This window comes from Haloarchaeobius litoreus, assembly GCF_024495425.1.
GTDB lineage: Archaea > Halobacteriota > Halobacteria > Halobacteriales > Natrialbaceae > Haloarchaeobius > Haloarchaeobius litoreus.
In genome coordinates, this window is record NZ_JANHJR010000003.1 from 430220 (window position 1) to 450636 (window position 20417).

Annotated in this window: 22 protein-coding genes and 1 pseudogene; 8 read left to right on the plus strand and 15 right to left on the minus strand. The window is 66.5% G+C overall.

The window, feature by feature from the left end:
- Positions 1–219: 219 nt before the first annotated feature.
- Genes NOW55_RS14635 through argS form a run of 3 tightly spaced genes read left to right on the plus strand, consistent with a single transcriptional unit; the run spans position 220 to position 3490 of the window.
- Positions 220–1410: a DUF7544 domain-containing protein gene (locus tag NOW55_RS14635; RefSeq protein WP_256400854.1), complete on the plus strand. Its 1191-nt coding sequence runs from the start codon at positions 220–222 to the stop codon at positions 1408–1410.
- Positions 1411–1461: 51 nt separating this feature from the next.
- Positions 1462–1686 carry a hypothetical protein gene (locus tag NOW55_RS14640; RefSeq protein WP_256400855.1) on the plus strand — a complete coding sequence of 75 codons (225 nt, stop codon included), beginning with the start codon at positions 1462–1464 and terminating at the stop codon, positions 1684–1686.
- A 49-nt stretch (positions 1687–1735) separates the two neighbouring features.
- Positions 1736–3490, plus strand: a complete 1755-nt coding sequence (gene argS / locus NOW55_RS14645; RefSeq protein WP_256400856.1) for an arginine--tRNA ligase — start codon at positions 1736–1738, stop codon at positions 3488–3490.
- A gap of 1 nt (position 3491) precedes the next feature.
- Here argS and NOW55_RS14650 read toward each other — a convergent pair whose 3' ends face one another.
- Both NOW55_RS14650 and minD read right to left on the minus strand, forming a co-directional pair.
- Positions 3492–3623, minus strand: coding sequence for a hypothetical protein (locus NOW55_RS14650; protein ID WP_256400857.1), 132 nt, complete (start codon positions 3621–3623; stop codon positions 3492–3494).
- A 53-nt stretch (positions 3624–3676) separates the two neighbouring features.
- Complete coding sequence (gene minD / locus NOW55_RS14655; protein WP_256400858.1) at positions 3677–4603, minus strand: cell division ATPase MinD; 927 nt, start codon at positions 4601–4603, stop codon at positions 3677–3679.
- 261 nt (positions 4604–4864) lie between these two features.
- Here minD and prf1 point away from each other — a divergent pair, with 261 nt between their 5' ends.
- From prf1 to NOW55_RS14670, 3 genes are all read left to right on the plus strand, one after another.
- Positions 4865–6106 (plus strand): peptide chain release factor aRF-1, encoded by a 1242-nt coding sequence (prf1, locus tag NOW55_RS14660; RefSeq protein WP_256400859.1) that lies wholly within the window; start codon positions 4865–4867, stop codon positions 6104–6106.
- 158 nt (positions 6107–6264) lie between these two features.
- Positions 6265–6747: a hypothetical protein gene (locus NOW55_RS14665; protein ID WP_256400860.1), complete on the plus strand. Its 483-nt coding sequence runs from the start codon at positions 6265–6267 to the stop codon at positions 6745–6747.
- A gap of 44 nt (positions 6748–6791) precedes the next feature.
- The gene (locus NOW55_RS14670) at positions 6792–7556 is read left to right on the plus strand and encodes a helix-turn-helix transcriptional regulator (RefSeq protein WP_256400861.1); all 765 of its coding nucleotides are present in this window, start codon (positions 6792–6794) and stop codon (positions 7554–7556) included.
- Positions 7557–7679: 123 nt separating this feature from the next.
- On the opposite strand, the gene NOW55_RS14675 is transcribed toward NOW55_RS14670, so the two are convergent.
- The 3 genes from NOW55_RS14675 to NOW55_RS14685 form a co-directional block, all read right to left on the minus strand.
- A complete protein-coding gene (locus tag NOW55_RS14675; protein ID WP_256400862.1) occupies positions 7680–8072 on the minus strand; it encodes a DUF6276 family protein in 393 nt (130 codons plus the stop codon).
- Between the two features lie 42 nt (positions 8073–8114).
- A complete protein-coding gene (locus NOW55_RS14680; protein ID WP_256400863.1) occupies positions 8115–8798 on the minus strand; it encodes a V-type ATP synthase subunit D in 684 nt (227 codons plus the stop codon).
- 72 nt (positions 8799–8870) lie between these two features.
- Complete coding sequence (locus tag NOW55_RS14685; RefSeq protein WP_256400864.1) at positions 8871–9089, minus strand: zinc ribbon domain-containing protein; 219 nt, start codon at positions 9087–9089, stop codon at positions 8871–8873.
- A gap of 66 nt (positions 9090–9155) precedes the next feature.
- Here NOW55_RS14685 and NOW55_RS14690 point away from each other — a divergent pair, with 66 nt between their 5' ends.
- Positions 9156–9320: a DUF8143 family protein gene (locus NOW55_RS14690; RefSeq protein WP_256400865.1), complete on the plus strand. Its 165-nt coding sequence runs from the start codon at positions 9156–9158 to the stop codon at positions 9318–9320.
- Between the two features lie 60 nt (positions 9321–9380).
- On the opposite strand, the gene NOW55_RS14695 is transcribed toward NOW55_RS14690, so the two are convergent.
- The 8 genes from NOW55_RS14695 to ahaH all read right to left on the minus strand — a co-directional run bounded on the left by NOW55_RS14695 (position 9381) and on the right by ahaH (position 17537).
- Positions 9381–10796: an ATP synthase subunit B gene (locus NOW55_RS14695; RefSeq protein WP_256400866.1), complete on the minus strand. Its 1416-nt coding sequence runs from the start codon at positions 10794–10796 to the stop codon at positions 9381–9383.
- Between the two features lie 2 nt (positions 10797–10798).
- Entirely contained in the window at positions 10799–12568 is a 1770-nt protein-coding gene (locus tag NOW55_RS14700; RefSeq protein WP_256400867.1) for an ATP synthase subunit A, read from the minus strand.
- A 3-nt stretch (positions 12569–12571) separates the two neighbouring features.
- Positions 12572–12895, minus strand: a complete 324-nt coding sequence (locus NOW55_RS14705) for a V-type ATP synthase subunit F (protein ID WP_256400868.1) — start codon at positions 12893–12895, stop codon at positions 12572–12574.
- Entirely contained in the window at positions 12892–13953 is a 1062-nt protein-coding gene (locus NOW55_RS14710) for a V-type ATP synthase subunit C (RefSeq protein WP_256400869.1), read from the minus strand. The genes NOW55_RS14705 and NOW55_RS14710 overlap by 4 nt, the downstream gene beginning before the upstream one ends.
- Positions 13950–14534, minus strand: coding sequence for a V-type ATP synthase subunit E (locus NOW55_RS14715; RefSeq protein WP_256400870.1), 585 nt, complete (start codon positions 14532–14534; stop codon positions 13950–13952). The genes NOW55_RS14710 and NOW55_RS14715 overlap by 4 nt, the downstream gene beginning before the upstream one ends.
- A gap of 19 nt (positions 14535–14553) precedes the next feature.
- Complete coding sequence (locus NOW55_RS14720; RefSeq protein WP_390293471.1) at positions 14554–14811, minus strand: ATP synthase subunit C-like protein; 258 nt, start codon at positions 14809–14811, stop codon at positions 14554–14556.
- A 217-nt stretch (positions 14812–15028) separates the two neighbouring features.
- Positions 15029–17218 carry a V-type ATP synthase subunit I gene (locus NOW55_RS14725; protein WP_256400871.1) on the minus strand — a complete coding sequence of 730 codons (2190 nt, stop codon included), beginning with the start codon at positions 17216–17218 and terminating at the stop codon, positions 15029–15031.
- Complete coding sequence (ahaH, locus tag NOW55_RS14730; protein ID WP_256400872.1) at positions 17205–17537, minus strand: ATP synthase archaeal subunit H; 333 nt, start codon at positions 17535–17537, stop codon at positions 17205–17207. Before ahaH ends, NOW55_RS14725 begins: the two co-directional genes overlap by 14 nt.
- Positions 17538–17660: 123 nt before the next feature.
- Between ahaH and NOW55_RS14735 the strand changes: the two are divergent.
- Positions 17661–18281, plus strand: a pseudogene (locus NOW55_RS14735) (methyltransferase domain-containing protein); the annotation flags it as partial.
- Here the strand turns inward: NOW55_RS14735 and NOW55_RS14740 are convergent.
- Together NOW55_RS14740 and NOW55_RS14745 are read right to left on the minus strand one after the other, a co-directional pair.
- Positions 18239–19096, minus strand: coding sequence for a type IV pilin domain-containing protein (locus tag NOW55_RS14740; RefSeq protein ID WP_256400873.1), 858 nt, complete (start codon positions 19094–19096; stop codon positions 18239–18241). The pseudogene NOW55_RS14735 and the gene NOW55_RS14740 overlap by 43 nt on opposite strands.
- 32 nt (positions 19097–19128) lie before the next feature.
- A complete protein-coding gene (locus tag NOW55_RS14745; RefSeq protein WP_256400874.1) occupies positions 19129–20382 on the minus strand; it encodes a DUF7096 domain-containing protein in 1254 nt (417 codons plus the stop codon).
- Between the last annotated feature and the right edge of the window lie 35 nt (positions 20383–20417).

Consider the following 20417-nt stretch of genomic DNA (forward strand, 5'->3'; position numbering starts at 1 on the left):
CCCCGTGCGTCTCGCCGCTGTCAGTCCGCCCGCCAGCGACCGCACCTCGAATCTCGCCCCCCGCACGCCATACCGGCTGGGCGGGCGATGACCCGGATGAAGTTTACAATAGTCGTAAACTTTCGGGCGGGCTCGGGTCGTTCCGCGGCCGGCGCTAGCTGCACGCCAGGGAACCGTAATCACCGGCTACCAATATCGCTCTCCGCCGAACGGTGCCGCATGACGCTCTACGCGCTGGAAGCCATCGACGACGCGTACCGGGCGACGCGGAACCTCCTCACGCCCATCGACCGGACGCTCTGGGTGAAGCTGGCCGTCGTCGTGTTCTTCCTCGGGCTGCCCGGCGTGAGCGGCAACTCCGGACAGCTCGGCTTCGGCGGGGACTCGGGCGGCGGGACGATGCAGCCAGGCCAGCCGTTCCAGGACCCCGGCGGCGGCTTCTGGCTGGTCGTCGGGGCCGTGGTGCTGGTCGTGTTGCTCGTCGCGCTCGCGTTCGCCTTCGTCGGCGCGGTGATGGAGTTCGTCTTCGTCGAGTCGCTCCGGCGCGAGACGGTCGAGATCCGGGGCTACTGGAACGAGCACTGGCGACGTGGGGGGCGGCTGTTCGGCTTCCGGCTCGTGCTCGGGCTCGTCGTCGTCGGGAGCGTCGCCGTGCTCGCGCTGCCGTTCCTCCTCGCAGGCCTCGACGGCGGACCGACGACCGGCGGGCTCGCCGTCGGCGCGTTCCTGCTGTTGCTCCCGCTCTTCATCGTGCTCGCCATCGTCGTCGGCGTGGTCGACGGGTTCACCACCGTGTTCGTCGTGCCAATCATGCTGCGCGAGGAGCGCACCGTGCTCTCGGCGTGGGGCCGGCTCTGGGGCTCCATCCGCCGCCACTGGACCCAGTACCTCGCCTACGCCGTCGCGGGCGTGGTGCTGTCGTTCGTCGGGGGGATGGTCGTCGCCATCGCCACGGGTGTCGTCGCGCTCGTCCTGCTGATTCCGTTCGGCCTGCTCGCGGTGCTCGGCGTCGGGTTGTTCGCGGTGTTCGAGCCGGCCGGGCTCGCGGTCCTCGCCGTGACGGCCGTGCTGTTCGGGCTCGCGGTCCTCGCGGCCGCCGCGCTCGTCCAGGTGCCGGTGCAGACCTATCTCCGGTACTACGCGCTGCTCGTCCTCGGTGACATCGAACCCGGCTTCGACGTGGTGCCGGACCAGCGCGCCGCGGTCCGGGGGTCCGACGAGGACGATGAGGACGACGGCACGGGCGGACTCCGGGGTGGCGATGGTGGCGGCGACGGCGGCGGTGACGGCGACGGCGACGGGGGCGGTGACGACGGGGCGCGCAACGACACCGGCACCGCCGAGCAGGACGACCACGCTCGCTGGCGCGGCGACGAGGACCGGTACTGGAGCGAACAGATGGCCGTCTGACCGGTCCGGTCAGGGGGTAGCTTCTTGCGCTACCATGGTGTACGTTAACGTATGATGTTCCGAACGCTCCTGGCGCTCCTCGGACTGGCCGAACTGCTCGCACCCCGTCGCGTCGTCGACTTCTGGATGGGACTGGCGACGAAGTCCGACGACGTGGAGCTCCGACGGTGGGTGTACACGGCCGCCAGAATCGAGGGTGTGCTCATCCTCCTCTGGTTGCTGACCAGCGGCGACGACGAACCGGGCGAGGCGGTCGCCGTGACAGCCGAGACCTGAGGTATCCCATTCAGAAACCCATTTACAGTCGCCAGCGGTACGTGGCGGTATGTTCATCGCCGTCCGCGAGGAGGTCGCGGCCGCCATCGAGGCTGCCCTCGACGCGCTCGACCTCCCGACAGACGACCTCGGCATCGAAGAGCCACCGGAAGACGTCGACGCCGTGCTGGCGTCGAGCGTCGCCTTCCGGCTGGCCGGCGAGGTCGGCGCGCCACCGCCGAAGGTCGCCGCCGACATCGCCGACGAGATCGACCCCGACACGTTCGACTACGTCGGCGACGTGACCACGCAGGGACCGTACATCAACTTCCTTCCGAGCGAGGCGTACTTCGAGGCGACGCTGGCGGCCGCACAGGACGATGACTACGGCCACCTCCCCGACCGCGACGAAAGCGTCGTCGTCGAGCATACCTCCGCGAACCCGACCGGGCCCGTCCACGTCGGCCGCGCCCGCAACCCCATCGTCGGCGACGCCGTCGCGAACGTGCTGGAGTTCGCCGGCTACGACGTCGAGCGCCACTACTACGTCAACGACGCCGGCCGGCAGATGGCCGTGTTCACGTGGGCCTACGAGCACTTCGACGAGGCGGACCTCGACGCCGAACCGGAGCGCGACCGCATCGAGTACGACCTCGTGCGCTACTACCGCACGGGCAACGCGTTCCTCGAGGACGGCCCCGCGGACAAGGTCGACGAGGCCGAGGCCGAGATCCAGTCCATCATGCAGGGACTGGAGGAGCACGACGAAGAGACCTACGAGCGCGTCAGCGAGGTCGTCGACCAGGTGCTCTCCGGGATGCAGGAGTGCCTCGCCCGTCTGCCCGCCGAGTTCGACGAGTTCGTCAAGGAGACGCGGTTCATGTTCGACGGCACCACCGACGACGTGGTCGACCGCCTGCAGGAGCTCGACGAGGCCGTCTACGAGGAGGACGCCTGGCAGCTCGACCTCTCCGAGTACGGCATCGACAAGAAGATGGTGTTCCTGCGCTCGGACGGCACCAGCCTCTACACGACCCGCGACCTCGCCCACCACGAGTGGAAGTTCGAGAACTACGACCGCGCCGTCACCGTCCTCGGCGAGGACCACAAGCTGCAGGCCGACCAGCTCCGACAGACGCTCGACCTGCTCGGCAACGACGTCGATCAGCTGGAGAACGTCATCTTCTCGTGGGTCAATCTCCCGGGTGGCCTCGGGATGTCCACCCGCGCAGGAACCGGCGTCGACCTCGACGACCTGCTCGACGAGGCCATCGACCGCGCCCGTGACGAGGTCGAGACGCGCATGGAGGAGCGTATCCGCGACGACGACCTGAACGAGGAGGACGTCGAGCGCATCGCCCACCAGGTCGGTATCGGTGCCGTCCGCTACGACATCGTCTCCAAGCAGCCGACGAAGGCCATCACGTTCGAGTGGGACCAGGCGCTCGACTTCGAGGCACAGTCCGCGCCGTACGTCCAGTACGTCCACGCGCGCTGCTGTGGCATCCTCGACGAGGTCGACTCCGTGCCGGAGTCGGTCGACGCCAGCGTCCTCGAACGCGAGGAGTCACGCGACCTGCTCCGTGTCATCGCACGGTTCCCCGGCGTCATCGACGAGGCCGCGGACGACCTCGAACCCCACACCGTCGCGACCTACACCCGCGAGTTCGCGGAGACGTTCAACGCCTTCTACCGCGAGTGCCGGGTGCTCGGCGCAGAGGACGAGGCGGTGCGTGACGCGCGCATCGCGCTGGTCGCAGCCGCACGGCATACGATCGCGAACGCACTCTCGGCGCTGGGCGTGGCCGCGCCGCGCTCGATGTGAGTTAGAACAGGGGTGCGGTCCACGCCATCAGACTTCCACCGGCGAAGATGACCGCAGCGACGCCGGCGCCCAGTGCCAGTGCGACGAACAACAGTACCCAGGAGAGCGGAACCGAGTTATCGTCGTTTGCCATGGTCGATACTGCGACGTGGCGACCCATAACGGTTTCCAGTCGCGTCCGTCGGCCTACGTATCGGACTCGGCGTCGGGGATGTCGATGCGTGGCTGGCCACCGTCCGTCTCGGAGTCGGCGTCGATCTCGGAGATGGCGGCGGAGACGTCGTCCTCGCTCGCGGCGCTGGCCTCGTCCTCCCCGCTGTCGTCCTCGCGTCCACCGCTCGACGGTGCTTGCGAACGGGACTGCGTCGGTGCCTCGAACGTCGGTCTGTCCTCGGGGTCGGCCTCACCGACGAGGCGCGCCGCGAGGTAGCGGTACGCCCGGGAGGCGGGGCTCTTGGGGTCGTGGACGACCAGCGGCGTCCCCGCGTAGACGCTCTCCCGCACCGTCGGGTCCTCGGGGATGGTGACCAGCAGCGGGACGTCGAGTTTCTCCGCGATTCCCTCGTGGTCGATGTCGCCCGACGGCCGCGTGCGGGTGAGGACGAGTCCGGCGATGGTGCCGCCGGCCCGGTCGGCCAGGTCACAGGTCTTCTGGGCGTCCTGTACCGATGCCGGCTCGGGCGTCGAGACGAGCACGACGGCGTCGGCCAGCCCGAGCGGGAGCACCGTCTCGTGGCTGACGCCGGCACCGACGTCCAAGAGGACGTAGTCGAACTGCTCGCGGAGTTCCGTCACGACGTCCCGGAGGTTCTCCGTCTTGACGGACGCGTAGCTGTCGAGCTCGATACCGCTCGGGACCGCCCAGATCCCGTCCGCGAGCTCGTACGTCGCCTCCGTCACGTCGGCCTCGCCAGCGAGGACCTGGTGGAGCGTCGTGTCCTCCGGCGAGAGGCTCACGAATCCGGCCAGGTTCGCCATGCCCAGGTCGACGTCGACGATCACGACGCGGTTGCCCGCCCCCGCGAGCGCAGTGCCCAGGTTCACCGTCGTCGTGGTCTTGCCCACGCCGCCTTTGCCGCTGGCGATGGCGTACACCGTCTCCTGCGTGTTCATGTATCTCGGATAGAGTCACGGACGACTAATAAAACATGAAGCCACGGCTCCGGAGTGTCGAGCAGGCGGCAATCACCGCACACCCCGGGGGTTGCCGCACACCCGCCTCGGCCGCCGGGGCGACCGTCGTCAGGTCACGCCGGCCCTGGCCGCCCGCTCGTACATAAACCGTGGCCCGGCGTACGACTGAGAACCCGCCGCACGCGATAGTCTGCCGTGCAAGGAACAGTTACTTACCGCCTGCGGGGCCTAGAACCGCCAATGAGTCAGCAGGAGGGCGAGGAGTCCGACCGCAAGAAGTACGAGTTCCGGAGGGTTATCGAGGAACTCGACGACTACGAGGGGTCGGGAACACAGCTCGTCACCATCTACGTCCCCGAGGACCGGCGGATCAGCGACGTGGTCGCCCACGTCACACAGGAGCATAGCGAGGCGTCCAACATCAAGTCGAAGCAGACCCGCACGAACGTCCAGGACGCGCTCACCAGCATCAAGGACCGGCTGCGGTACTACGACAACCCGCCCGAGAACGGCATGGTGCTGTTCTCCGGCGCGGTCAACTCCGGCGGCGGCCAGACCGACATGGTCACGAAGGTGCTCGAATCGCCGCCCCAGTCCGTCGAGTCGTTCCGCTACCACTGCGACTCGGCGTTCCTCACCGAGCCGCTGGAGCACATGCTCGCGGACAAGGGCCTCTACGGCCTCATCGTGCTCGACCGGCGCGAGGCCAACGTCGGCTGGCTCCGGGGCAAGCGCGTCGAGCCCGTCAAGTCCGCCTCCTCGCTCGTCCCGGGCAAGCAGCGCAAGGGTGGCCAGTCCGCCCAGCGTTTCGCCCGCCTCCGTCTCGAGGCAATCGACAACTTCTACCAGGAGGTCGCGGAGATGGCGAACGACCTGTTCGTCCCCGAGCGCCACGAGCTCCAGGGTGTGCTCGTCGGTGGTCCCTCCCCGACGAAGGACGAGTTCCTCGACGGCGACTACCTCCACCACGAGCTCCAGGACAAGGTGCTGGGCAAGTTCGACGTGGCCTACACCGACGAGTCCGGCCTCTACGACCTCGTCGACGCCGCCGACGACGTGCTCGCCGACGCGGAGATCATGGAGGACAAGGACCTGATGAACGAGTTCTTCAAGCAGCTCCACGACGGCAACAAGGCCACATACGGCTTCGAGCCCACCCGCGAGAACCTCGTCATGGGGTCGGTCGAGACGCTGCTCATCTCCGAGGACCTCCGCAAAGACGTCGTCACCTACGACTGCCCCGACGGCACCGAGGAGTACGAGCTCATCGACTCCCGCAAGAACACGCCGACCCACACCTGCGACGACGGCACCGAGGCCGAGGTGCAGGAGCGCGAGGACGCCATCGAGTTCCTCATGAACATCGCCGACCAGCGCGGCACCGAGACGAAGTTCATCTCCACCGACTTCGAGAAGGGCGACCAGCTCTACAACGCCTTCGGCGGCATCTCGGGCCTGCTGCGGTACTCTACGGGAGTCTAAATCTCTGCAGAAGACATTTACGGGGATTGGTCATCGTCGGTGATATGAACCGACGCTCGGTGATTGCTGCTGGTATTTCTTCCCTGTCAGCCGTTGGACTATCCGGGTGTCTGTGGAACACCGGAGGCAGTTCGAAGATTCGGCTCGAATCCGAGCCGATGACCCAGTCTGACGTCTGCTCGTGGCCGTTGAGAGCGGTCGAGAACGTCGATAGGAGGCATATCGGTCCTGTTGAAGAAGCGATCGAGACTGGGAACGCGACCGGCGACTACGCCTTCGAAGAGGCACTGTTCGTCAGCAACGAGACGAACTACTTCTACATCGACATCACGATTACCGGCGACGACGAAGCGGAGTACAGTGTCGAACACGCATTCGACACGCAGGAGCAGTTCTGCGAATTCACCCTCGACCGGCTCGTCCACTCCGTGGACCCGGTATCGGTCGATATCGAGGTTCTGGAGACGCTACGGACGACGATTCGAGACGGCACGTTCGAGTCGGAGCCACCGAGCGACGCTGCCGAAGCGACCGTCGAATACCTCCGCAACACCGTCGGGACGCTGTTTGAGGACGAGTTCTTCGTCGAACTCGACGACCAGTACTACCACATCCACTACCACTGGAAATCGGGCGAGTGACCACCCATCAACGGTAAGTCGGTCCACACCGACGAGTCTGACGAATGGTCGACGACCTGGCACGGACGCTGCACCGCCGCAGCGACCTGCTCGCGTTGCTGGTCGCGGAACCGCTCGCCAAACGCGAACTGGAGGAGCGCGTCGACGCCTCCCGGTCCACCATCGACCGGGGCATCCGCGACCTCGAAGCGGTCGGGCTGGTCGAGCGGACGAACGGCGGCTACGCGGCGACCGTCTCGGGCCGGCTCGCTGCGGAGTCACGGGCGGCACACGTCGCCGAACTCGACGGCGTGGACCGCGCCGGGCCGCTGCTCGACCTGCTGGACGACGGCGGCGAACTCGGACGCGAGATGCTGGCCGGCGTCGAGGTCGAGCGGGCCGAACCGCCGTCGCCGGCCGCGCCGCTGGAACGACTGAAGGAGACCATCCGCCGGTCCGACCGCTACCTGGGGATGTCGGCGATGGACACCGGGACGGGTTTCGGTCAGTTCTTCCACGACCAGGTGGTCGAGGAGGGACTCGACCTCTCCTTCGTGTTCACCCGCGAGATGGCCGCTCATCTGGAGTCGAATCTCGGCGACAAGATACCCCCCATGGGGCAGGCCGGCTTCGAGATGTGCGTGGTCGACCACCTCCCGTTCGGTCTCGGCGTCGGCTTCGCCGACGACTGGGCGATGGCCGTAGTCCTCGTCTACGGCCCGTCGTCCAGACTCGCCGGCATCCTGTTCAACGAGAACCCGGCCGCCGTCGCCTGGGCGACCGAGGTGTTCGACAGGTACAGCGCGCGTGCCGAGAGTCGTCCCCCGTAGTCCGTCGACGACCTGCCCCGTCTGGCCGCATCGCGCGGCGCTGGTTGCTATGGCGAGTGCCGAAGTAGCGTTACCTGCCGACGGGGGCGCTCACCGGCCGAGTTCCGGTACAAAAAAGCTTCGTCAACCCATGAGCTGTTCGAGTTGACTGCGGCGGCGTCCGATGGCGACCGTGGGCTTCAGGCCCGTGTCGGCCTCCAGCTCCTCGAGGACGAGCATCGGGTCCACCCCTCGGTCCTCGACGTGTTCGAGCAGCGTCTCGATCTTCGACCGGTTCAGCGCGAGCGAGGAGAGCAGGCCGACCACGAGCGCCATCTCGACGGCGGCCTCCTCGTCGACGTCGAACGCCTCGCTGACCGCGGTGAGGTCCGCGTCCTCGTCGGGCGACTCGACGGCATAGACATTCAGACAGGACGTGCAGATAGCCGCCGCAGAGCCGTTTCCGGGTGCGAACTCGGAGACGTCGTCGGGGACGGCGAACGCGACCGTATCAGAGCGACAGTTCGAACATTGCATACGCCCCACAAGGGAGGGGCACCTCTAAAAGCTAGGCAGGAATCAGTCCGCGCTGACGGCCTCTCGCTCGCGCTCCGCCTCGGCCTCGAGTTCGGCCTCCTCGGCCTCCTTCTTGTCCTTGATCTTCTTCATGCGGAAGATCTCCTCGCGCTCCTGCTCCTCGAGCTTCTGCTCGATGAACTCCTGGTTCTCCCGGAGGTCGGGCAGGAGCTTGAACTCCAGTGCGTTGACGCGGCGCTTGGTCGTCTCGATCTCGGTGAGCATCTTCTTCATCGCCGTCTCGACCTCCGCGGCGAGGATGATGCTCTCCAGCAGTTCCTCGTAGGCCTCGGCGGCCTCGTCGATGCGGGCGGACGTGCCGAGGACGCCGTAGCCACGCTCGCCGAGGGACTTCTTCACCTTCGAGGACTCGATCTGCGGGACGACCACGCCCATGATGTTCTTCGACTCGGTGGTGATCTCCGGGTGCTCCTTCAGCGCTGCCGCAGCCCCACGGACCGCGACGTCGCCCTCCATGGCACGGGCCATGTTGATCTTCTTCTGGGCGGTGTCGTAGTCCGACTCCAGGTTCGAACGGACGTCCTGTGCCTCGTCGAGGATGTCCATGAACTCCATGATGAGGCCGTCGCGCTTCTGCTCCAGCGTGTCGTGGCCCCGCTCGGACAACTCGATGCGGTCCTCGATCGCCATCAAGTTCTTCCGGGTGGGCTTGACGTCCTTGGCCATTAGGGGAGGCTTGCGCGGCCAGCCTGTTAACCCTTTACGATTGGTCCCGCGTGCGAGCGCGTGAGACCGGCCCTAGCCGAGGAACAGGTCGGCGAGGTCGCCGTCGGAGGTCCCCTTGTACAGCTCGGAGTAGCCGCAGTTCACACAGGAGATGACCTTGAACCGACGGTTCTGGATGTCGAACATCTTCGAGAGGCCGGAGCCGGTCGTCGATATCTGGTCGATCTCGGTCTCGCGGTGACCGCACTTCGGACAGCCGTCGTCGTAGTCGTCTGTGGTCGGAGGGCACATGCTCCCATCTACCGGCTCGTTCCCTGAATATTTTGTCACCTCCGGTGAAAAGACGACCGTGCAACCATGACCGGGCTGTTCGTCCTCCTGATACTCCTGTTCGCCGTCGTCGGCCCGCTGGTGCTCTATGCCGTCATCCAATCCGAGACGACGGGTAACGAGGTGCTGGACCGCAGCGAGGCCGCGCGCCGGGTTCGCAACGACACCGACGACGGCGACCGCCGGGAGTGACCGGCCGCGCCGCTGGCGGGTGGTCGAGACGAGAGTGAGAGAGAGAAACGCCGTCCGGACTCAGGCCTCGACGGCCTCGGCCTCGGTGTCTTCCTGGTAGTACTTCTCGATGAGCTCCTCGTCGACACGGTTGAGCTCCGTCTTCGGGAGCGTCGAGAGGAGGTCCCAGCCGATGTTCAGCGTCTCGTCGATGTTGCGGTTCGTGTCGAAGCCCTGGTCGACGAACTCGGACTCGAACTGGTCGGCGAAGTCGAGGTACTTGTTGTCACGCTCGGACAGCGCCTCGCGACCGACGATGTTCACGAGGTCGCGCAGGTCCCGACCCTCCGCGTACGCGGCGTAGAGCTGGTCGGAGACCCCCCCGTGGTCCGCACGGGTGAGACCCTCGCCGATACCGTCGTCCATCAGCCGGGAGAGGCTGGGCAGGACGTTGATCGGCGGCTTCAGTCCCTGGCTCTCCAGGTCGCGGTCCATCATGATCTGGCCCTCGGTGATGTACCCGGTCAGGTCCGGGATCGGGTGCGTGTCGTCGTCACCCGGCATCGTGAGGATGGGGATCTGCGTGATGGAGCCCTCGACGCCCTTCAGGCGACCGGCGCGCTCGTACAGCTGGGCGAGGTCGGTGTACATGTAGCCGGGGTAGCCACGGCGGCCCGGCACCTCCTCGCGTGCGGCACCGATCTCGCGCAGTGCCTCACAGTAGTTGGTCATGTCCGTCAGGATGACGAGCACGTGGTACCCCTTGTCGAAGGCGAGGTACTCCGCGGTCGTCAGTGCGAGCCGCGGCGTGACCGTCCGCTCGACTGCGGGGTCGTCCGCGAGGTTCATGAAGACGACGGAGCGTTCCAGCGCACCGGTGCGCTCGAAGTCGGCCATGAACTCGTTCGCCTCCTCGGCGGTGATACCCATCGCACCGAAGACGACTGCGAACTCGGAGCCGTCCTCGTCCTCCTCGCCCTCGTCCTCCTCCGGCACGGTCGCCTGCCGGGCGATCTGGAGTGCGAGGTCGTTGTGCGGCAGGCCGGACGCCGAGAAGATCGGCAGCTTCTGGCCGCGCACCAGCGTGTTCATGCCGTCGATGGCGGAGACACCCGTCTGGATGAACTCCTCGGGGTACTCGCGAGCGTACGGGTTGATCGCCGCGCCGACGATGTCCCGACGCTCGTCGGGGACGATGTCCGGCCCGCCGTCGATGGGGTTGCCGGAGCCGTCGAGCACCCGCCCGAGGAGGTCCTCGGTGACGGGCATCTTCATCGTCTCGCCCATGAACCGGACGGACGACTTCGTGTCGATACCCTCGGTCCCCTCGAACACCTGGATGGCCACGAGGCCACTGCTGGATTCGAGGATCTGACCGCGCTTGATGTCGCCGTTCGGGGTCTCGATCTCGACGATCTCGTCGTACCCGATGTCCTCGTCGACCTCGGCGAACACCAGCGGACCGCTGATCTCCGTGATTGTCTGATACTCCTTCATTGTTAGTACAGCTCCCGGAGCTGCTCCGTGATGTTGGCTTCGAGTTCCTCGGTGAACTCCTCGGCCTCGTCGTCCTCAGTCGTCGCGATGCGGTTCAGCTGCGGTGCCGCGTCGATGTTCTGGATCTCCTCGACCGGCACGCCTGCGTCGAGTGCCTCGAAGGCCTCGTCGTTGAAGTGCTTGATCGCCGTGAGGATCCCGTAGGTCTTCTCCGGCGGACAGTACTGGTCGACCTCGATGAACGCGTTCTGCTGGAGCCACGCCTCGCGCAGGTAGCGCGCGACCTCGAGCGTGAGCTGCTGGTCCGGCGGCAGGGCGTCCTTGCCGACGAGCTGGACGATCTCCTGGAGCTCGCCCTCCTCGTCGAGGGTGTCGACCGCCCACTGGCGCACCTCGGGGTAGTCCTCTGCGACGTTCTCTCGGTACCAGGGGTCGAGCTGGTCCTGGTACAGCGAGTACGACTCGGTCCAGTTGATGGCGGGGAAGTGCCGACGCTCGGCGAGGTCGGCGTCCAGCGCCCAGAACGTCTTCACGATGCGCAGCGTGTTCTGGGTGACCGGCTCGGAGAAGTCACCGCCCGGCGGCGAGACCGCCCCGATGACCGAGATCGAGCCCTCGGTGCCGTTGATGTTCTCGAAGTAGCCGGCGCGCTCGTAGAACTGCGAGAGGCGCGCGGCGAGGTACGCGGGGTAGCCCTCCTCACCGGGCATCTCCTCCAGCCGGGAGGAGATCTCGCGCATGGCCTCCGCCCACCGGGAGGTGGAGTCGGCCATCAGCGCGACGTCGTAGCCCATGTCGCGGTAGAACTCGGCGATGGTGATGCCCGTGTACACACAGGACTCACGCGCCGCCACCGGCATGTTCGACGTGTTCGCGATGAGGCAGGTCCGGGCCATCAGCGCGTTCCCGGTCTGGGGGTCCGGCAGGTCCGGGAAGTCGTCGATGACCTCCGTCATCTCGTTGCCGCGCTCGCCACAACCGATGTAGACGACGATGTCCGCGTCCGAGAACTTCGCCAGGCTCTGTTGCGTGACGGTCTTCCCGGAGCCGAACGGGCCCGGAATCGCGGCCGTCCCGCCCTTCGCGAGCGGGAACAGGCCGTCGAGGATGCGCTGACCCGAGATCAGCGGCGTCGTCGGCGTCTGCTTGTCCGCGCTCGGGCGCGGCGACCGGACGGGCCACTCCTGGCGCATCTGGATCTCTTCGCCGCTGTCCAGCTCGGCGACCGTGTCCTCGACGGTGAAGTTGCCCGCCTCGATGGCGGTGACCTCGCCGCCCTCCGACCCCGGCGGCACCATGACCTTGTGGTCGATGGTGACGGTCTCCTCGACGATGCCGACCACGTCCCCAGGTTCGACCTCGTCGCCGACCTCGACGGCGGGCTCGAACTCCCAGGTCCGCTCCAGGTCGATACCCGGCGCGTCGACACCGCGGTCGAGGAACGCAGAGTTCATCTTCTCCTGCAGAACGTCGAGCGGGCGCTGGACGCCGTCGTAGATGGTGTCCAGCATGCCCGGCCCGAGGTCCACGGAGAGCGGCTCGCCCGTGTTCTCGACGGGTTCGCCCGGCGCGACCGCCGAGGTCTCCTCGTACACCTGTATCGTGGACAGGTTCCCTTCGATCTCGATGACCTCGCCCATCAGGCCCTCGTCACCGACGTAGACGACGTCGTTCATCTTGGCCCCGAGGTCCGTGGCGGTCACGACCGGACCGCTCACGCTCTCGATGACGCCGTCCTCGCGAACGGCCTCCGAATCTGTTGCTTGGCTCATGTATCAGTCTTCCTCCATCAGGTCGATACCGATGGCACGCTTGATCTGTTGGCGCAGTCCGCTGCTCCCGGCGTCTCCGCCGACCGTGACGAACGTCGGTTCGACGCTCGTCTCGACGACGGCCCGTGGGTCACGCGAGAGGTAGTCGAGGTCGTCGGCGTGCATCACGACGATTCCGACGCCCTCCTCCCGTGCGACCGTCCGCACCGCGTCGTCCAGCTCCTCCGACTTCTCCTCCGGCGTGACGTTCTCGAACCGCCGAACGCCAGCCAGCCGGAAGCCGGTCGTGAACTCCGGACTGCCGATGACAGCTATCTCCTGGCTCATATCGTGACCAGCTCCGCTTCGATTTCCTCCTCCGTCAGTCCCGCCTCCTTGCCACGTGCGATGGCGCGGATGTTGTCGGTCTCCCGTTCCTTCGCGATGATGTACGCGAGGACCGGGGTCACCGAGATCGGGAACGAGTTCGAGAAGTGGTCCGCGTACTCGGTCAGCGCCGCGTCGAGCGCGTTCTCGAACCCGATGAGGCTCTCTGCCTCCTCGAGCTCGTTGAGCGCTGCGGACAGGTCGTCCCCGTACGCGCTGTCGCGTATCCGTGCGACGAGCTCGTCGGTGTTCGTCACCAGCTGGCTCAGCTCGTCCGCGTCGAACAGCCGACCGCCCTCGATGAAGTACTCCGTGGGATCGATGTCGGCCCCGCTGCGCGAGAGTCGGAGCGCGTTCCGGACGTTCCGGAAGTCGATCTCCGCCTGGAGGAACTCCAGGTAGAGCGCGGCCGGGCTGTCGACGTCTGTCACCGTGCCGACCTCGTCGAGCAGGTGCTCGTAGAACGCGCGGTCGACGGCGTTCTCGAGCGGGACCAGGGCCTGCGTCTCCTGGTACTGCTCCAGTGCATCGTCCAGCCCGGGCCCGAAGATGGTGCCCGAGCAGAGCTCGACGATACCCTCGATGTCCTGCAGTTCGAGCAGGCGGCCGAGGAACGCGTCGTCGAACTCGCCGGCACGGATGAGGTCGGCCTCGATCTCCTCGCGCTCGGAGCCGGCGTAGACGCCCCGAAGGATCGTCTTCAGGTTCCACGCGTCGAACTTCCGCAGGTACGCCGCGAGCTGGTCGTACAGCTGCCCGCCCGACCAGTCGAGGATGTCCTCGAAGTGCTTCGCGAGATTGCGGTTGAGCGCGTACTCGATGAGGTCGACGCCGCTGTAGCGGGCCCCGAGTGCGTTCATCTCGGTCTCGTACTCGGACTCCTCCATGTAGCGGGCGATCTCACTGGTCCCCATGCGGACGAGCTTGCGGTAGTCCTCGTCGTCGTAGAGCTTCGCACGACGCGCTCTGACCCGGGCGTTGACGTACTCCGGATTGGAACCGCTGTCGCTCTTGCTCATTGCTCGTCGAACAGTCGGGTGCTGATTTCCTTGAGTTCGTCCTCCCAGACGTCCTCGACCACCGAGTCGAACGTGTTGTTGACCCGGAGGCGGCCCTCCTCACTCTCGACGACAACGCCACCGAGGCAGTCGTACTCGCCGTCCCACTGGTAGCCGTCGTAGTCGGCGAGTATCTCCTCGACGAGCTCCTGGTCGTCGGCGCGACCGTGCACGAGGACGCTGTCCGCGTCGTCGAACTCGTCGGCCGCGTCGTCGAGCAGCACACGGGTCAGCTCCTCGCGGTCCTCGCCGTCGAGGTCGACGATGGCCTCCTCGACGGAGTCGCGGACCGACTCGAGCACGTCCCGGCGTGCCTCGAGGCGCATCTGCTTCGCCTCGAGCTTCGCACTCGACAGCTCACGTTCGCGTTCCTGTTCCACGTTCCGTTCCGCCCGGCGCTTGGCCGCCTCGAGGGTCTCCTCGGCGTCCGCCTCCGCCGCCTCGACGAGCGACTCGGCCTCCGCCTCGCCCTCTTCGCGGATTTCCTCCGCACGCGCGCGGGCTTCCTCTCGTATGTCCTCAACGACTGTTTCCAAGGTCATTGTAAGAAGGGGGAACGGTTTAGACGAAGAGCGCGACGAGCGCGAAGATCGCCAGGGTCTCCGGCAGGACCGTCAGGAAGACGGCGATACCCGTACTGATGGAGTCCTCGGCGAGTGCGCCGACGGCGGCTGCACCGATACCACGCTCGGCGTACCCTGCGCCGATGGCTGCGAGGCCGATGCCGATCGCGGCGGCACCCTTCTGGGTGAGCGCGGGCTGGGCGTTTCCGTTGAGTACCTCCTCTTGCATCGGCAGGAAGTTTGCGGCACTGTCCATTGTGAGCATACCGGCGTCGGCGAGAGCTTCGAACATGATTTCGTGTACCTCCGAACAGGTGGTACTTCACCCTACGGCCTTCATAAAACTTCCCAAAAGAAACCGCCGATATCGCCGCTCTAAACGCTGATTGGCGGGTTCCAGGGGGATTATAGTTTCGATTGGTCCTGGCCACCGACGCCAAAGAACAGGAAGAATCGTGATAGAAGGCCGAGGCTCAGTCCTCGGTCGTGAACTCGCGCTCGTAGCCGAACGGGTCGAACGGCCGCCCGTCACCGTCGTAGAACTTGTCGAAGAACTCGACGTACTCGAGACGGATCCCCTGCAGGCCGGCGCTGGTGATGCCGAGCATGAGCACGGCGAAGTGACCCACGACGAGGATGACGACCCCGATGAGCGCCATCGCGATGCCGCCGTGGAGCAGCCCGCCGAACATGATGTCGGCGACCTCGTAGTGGTGGTACTCGATGCCCGTCTGGCTCGGCATACCACCGGTCCCGAAGTGCCAGGCACCGTGGGAGTCCTCCCACGCGCCGAAGAAGAGCAGGTTGACGACGAACGCCATCCCTGCCTTCGCCAGCAGCACCGCGGCGAGCCGGAAGTACGAGAGTACGTTGACGAGCACGTTGACGCTCTCGAGTGGACCGACCACGAGACCGGGCGCGCCCATGTGCTGGAACTCGCCGTAGGTCATCACGACGAGGCCGAGGGCAAACATCCCGAGCCCGAGGAACGCGGCCCACTCCGGAAGACCGGTGTAGCCGAGGTTGTAAGCGGCGCCCTCACCGCCGAGCGTGTTGAACAGGAACGACGGCTTGATTCCCTCCGCAGCAGTGCTGAGGATGGCGAGCCAGAGCCCGATCATCATCGTGAGCCACGAGAGGTCGTCGTAGATGACCTCCTCGATGCCGTGGCTGATGTGGTTGACCACGCCCGAGAAGTACCCGAGCGTCATGTGCGCCAGGCCGGCGAGCACGCTGACGAACAGCCACGTCTGGGCGTACCGCGAGTAGGCCGGCTGCAGTCCCTTGTGCATCGGCGGGCTGCCGTCGAACAGTATCTCACCGACGACGTGCAGTCCGAATATCTCGCCGTACAGCACGCCGAACAGCATGGTGAAGCCACCGGCCCACATGCCGATGCCACCGAGCGCCCGGATGGCGTCGCTGTCGAACCGGCTGTACAGGAAGAAGCCGGCCACGGCGTAGAGGATGCCGTAGCCGAGGTCGCCGATCATGAACCCGAAGAACGCCGGGAACGTCAGCATGATGAAGAACGTCGGGTCGAGCTCGTCGTAGCTCGGGAGCCCGACCATCTTCGTCAGGAGCTCGAACGGCTCCGCGGGGCCGACGTTCTCCTGCATCGTCGGCGGCGAGTCGTTCATCGTGACGACGCCGCCGTCGGTGGCGGCCGCCTTCCCGGAGTGCTCGTCCTCGGAAGAGACGTGCTCGGTGGTCGTCGCGTGGCCGTCACGGTAGTTCGCGCGCTCGATCTCGTCGACGTCGACGCGGTTCCCGACTGCATCCGAGAGCTCGGCCTTCAGGTGGTCGACCTCCTCGGTCGGAATCCAGCCCTCGGCGACGAACGCGCTCTCGGTCGTCGCGAACTGGAGCGGTGCCTCGGACTTCTGGACGTCGATGGAGAGACGCTCCTCGGCAGCCAGCAGGAAGCCGGCGGCGTCGAGGCGCAGTTCGTCGATCTCGTCCTCGATGGTCGTGAGCTTCGACTCGAGCTGCTGCTTGCGGTGGCGGAGCTCGTCGATGTACTCCGCGGCGTCGCCCTCCGCGTCCGGGATGTCCGTCCGCGTGAAGTTCGCCTGCACGAGCAGGTCGTCCAGGATGCTCTCGCGTGCGTTGGACTCGGGGTAGGCGAAGACGGCGACGAGCTCGTCACCGGTCTCGATGTCGAACGAGCGGATGGCCTTCGAGTCGTCGAGCACGCTTCGCACGGCGGACGGGTCGCCCTGGCCGACGGCGACGTGCAGCGTGTCGTAGCCCGAGAGCAGGTCGAGCGGAACGCCGAGCGCCGTGAACGGCTCGACCTCGTCGATCTTCTCTTCGACCTCGCGGAGCTCCGACTCGACAGCGTTGCGGCGGTCGTCGAGCTCGTTGGCCCCGGTGCGGATCTCCTCGAGTTCCTCGTCGAGCGCATCGTCGGTGACGATGCGGCTCGGTCCCGCGTCGTCCTCGTCGACGTCGAGGATGCTCTCGAGCGAGCGGACCGTCACGAGCTTCTCGGACGCGTCGTCGGCGTCCGAACGGGGCGTCCCGTTGTCGAACCCCTCCCAGGAACCGTCGTAGTCGCTCAGGTGGACCCGGTTGAGGTCGTGTACCGTCTCGATGACCGGGTCCATGACCGCCTTGGACCCCGTCACCGAGACCTTGCTCATCTGCTCAGGTCTGAGCATGTACCTCCTCCTGGAAGGTCTCGAGGACGTACGCGACGACGTCGTCGACGCGACCCTCGGCGCGGTCGCGAAGCTCCTCGCGCTCGGCCCCGCCCTCCTCGAGGATGCGGTCGCGTTCCGCCTCGATTTCTTCTCTGGCCGCTTCGAGCCGTTGCTCTTCGAGCTCGCGTGCCTCCTCCTCCGCCTCCTGACGGATCTCGTCGGCGCGCGTTCGAGCCTCGGCGATACGGTCGTCGCGGTCGGCCTCCGCCTCGGCGACGATCTCGTCGGCCGCTGTCTCGGCCTCCTGTATCTGTTCGAGAACCTCTGGCCTCGGCATAGTTTGAACAGTCGAGAGTTTACACAGCGCCTATAAGGTAGTTGCGAAAGGTGTCGACCCCCTCGACGGCCGATTCGCATCGTCACGACAGAACTTTGTGCCGACGTTCCCAAACCCCGGCCAATGGGTATCCTCGAAAACAAAGCACGGGCGCGCCTGTTCTACAAGTATCTCTCGCAGGTGTACGACAAGATCAACCCGTTCATCTGGAACGAGGAGATGCGGACCGAGGCCATCGGGCTGCTCGACATCCAGGCTGGCGACCGCATCCTCGACGTCGGCTGTGGGACCGGCTTCGCGACGAAGGGGCTGCTCGGCCACGAGAACGTCGATGAGGTGTGGGCACTCGACCAGTCCCCGCACCAGCTGGAGAAGGCGTTCGGCAAGTTCGGCCGCACCGGCCCCGTCCACTTCCACATGGGCGACGCCGAACGGCTCCCGTTCGCGACGGACAGCTTCGACGTCATCTGGTCCTCGGGCTCCATCGAGTACTGGCCGAACCCGGTCCGCGCCCTCCGGGAGTTCCGGCGCGTCGTCAAACCCGGCGGGCAGATCCTCGTCGTCGGTCCGAACTACCCGAAGACGACCATCATGCAGAAGATCGCCGACGCGATCATGCTGTTCTACGACGAGGAGGAGGCCGACAGGATGTTCCACGCGGCCGGACTCGAGGACGTACGCCACCGGCTGATGGGGCCGAGCTACGACCCGGACGTCGCCATCACGACCGTCGCACGCGTACCCGGTGATCCGGAAACCGACGCCAGCAGCCCGATCGAGGAGACCGAGCCAGACATGGCCGGCGACCGGGGCGGTGGCGGCGAGAGCGTCGAGCCCGACGAGGAACCCGAACCGGACATGGCCGGCGACCAGGACAGTGGCAGTGAGAACGTCGAACCCGACGAGGAGACCGAGCCAGACATGGCCGGCGACCAGGGCGGTGGCAGCGAGAGCATCGAGCCCGACGAGGAACCCGAGCCAGACATGGCCGGCGACCAGGACAGTGGCAGTGAGAACGTCGAACCCGACGAGGCCGCCGACTGACCGGCCCGGTACTGCGGCGGGTCGGCCGGCTGCTGTCGTGCCCGGTCCGCCGCGACCGACCGAACGCTCGCGACGATGCTTCCTTCTGCGACGATCGTAACGACGACGACGGCTCCGTGAGAGACGACCGGGCTGTTCGTCCCCGCGATCGCGAAGCTCGCCGACTCGCCCGCCGTCCAGCGCTGGTCGGCCGCCACGTTGAACGGCCCGGTCGGGCCGGAGACGAACCCGCGCGCGGAGAAGAACGGCACGGGTGGCTGCCAGCGCAGTTCCTCGCCGTCGACCGTGACGACGAGCTCCAGCTCGTCCACGTCGATGGCCTCGCCGCCGCGATGCGTGACGGTGACCCGGCCCGTCGATGCGCCCGCCGTCGCGTCGAACGTCGCCTGCGGTGGTGCCGTCTGCTCGGCTGCGAGGTCGAGCGCGCCGACGGCGACGACGCTCGACGTGACAACTGTGAGCGCGAGCAGGAGGGCGATTCCGACGACCGGACTGACGGCACGAGCGGCGAGCACACCCGGTCTGGGTGCGGCATCCGACAAGAAGGTCAGGCCGAGACGGTGGCGTTGGTCGTCGTCCGCGTGCGGTCGATGGGAAGGGTGATGATTCCATCGGGTGTCCGGACCGTGATGGTGTACTCCGCGGACGGCTGGACGATCCAGAGACTGCCACCGGGTCCGGTCTGGCCGACACGTTCACCGTCGACCATCACCGTCGCGGAGACACTGTTGTCGGTGAGCGCATCCGACGCGACGACCCTGGCGGGGCCGCCGTTCGGCGTCAGCTGGACCGCCACGGTGGTCCCGTTCTCCGTCTCGGTGTAGCGGTCGCCGTTCGGGAGGTCGCTCAGGCGGAGCGACTGGTACTCTCGATAGACGCCTTCGGTGCGGCCGTCGTTGTAGAGCCGGATGTCGCCTTGGTCGTGGGAGTTGACGTAGACGTTCGTGCCGTCCGTCGTCTCGTCGAGGTCCGCGTCGTAGGTCGTGACGTACGGGTACCGGTCGTTGAGCAGGTCGAGGAACGCGTTCAGGCTGAACGTGTTCGGTCCGTCTTCGAAGTTGTCGAACCGTATGGCCTCGCGATAGTAGTCACGGCTGAAGCGGGACTCCGACAGGGCCTGTATCACGAGTCCCTGTTCCGACCCACGAACGTGCACCCGGAATGGGACCTCCGCTTGCCCGGTCAACTCGTCGAGGACCTGCGCCCGGATCGGCGTTTGGAGTTCGGCCGCCCGACGTCTGACATCATCAGCGTTGAAGTCGGCACCGTCCTCCTCGAGGCGTGTCGCTGCCGTGGCGATGTTCGATGCGCTCGAGTGAATCACGGCGAGACGGTGCAGCAGTTCGCGCTCCCCGATCTCGCCGTTCCCGTACGCCTGGAGGACCGCCCACTCACGGTCCCGTAGCTCGGAGATGGCCCGGTTGAGCCGGTCGACCTCGGCGTCCGCGATGGCACGCCGCTGTGCGGCCGAGCCTGCCTGCTCGACGCGGACCGAGAGGTACTCGAAGCGGAGGCCCTGGTCGAGCTCCTGTCCAGTCATGGCGACGGTGCTCGCGAGGTCCGCTCCGGGGTTCGAGTACGTCGCCCGGTCGACCGTCGTGAGGTCGAGTCGTCGTGTCGTGTTGTTCGACTGTATCGTGACGACGGTGCCCGTCGACTCGACGGTCGTCTCGGGTGCGTCGCCGTCGTCGCCGGCGTCGTCGGGTGTGAGCGGGGGTGCGCCTCCGCCCACGCCAGCAACCGACGCGACCGGCGCGATGGCGAGGAGGGTGATGAGGAGGACGAGCGTGAGACGCGTCATCGCCGGCACGTACACAGCGGGGATACAAAAAGTGG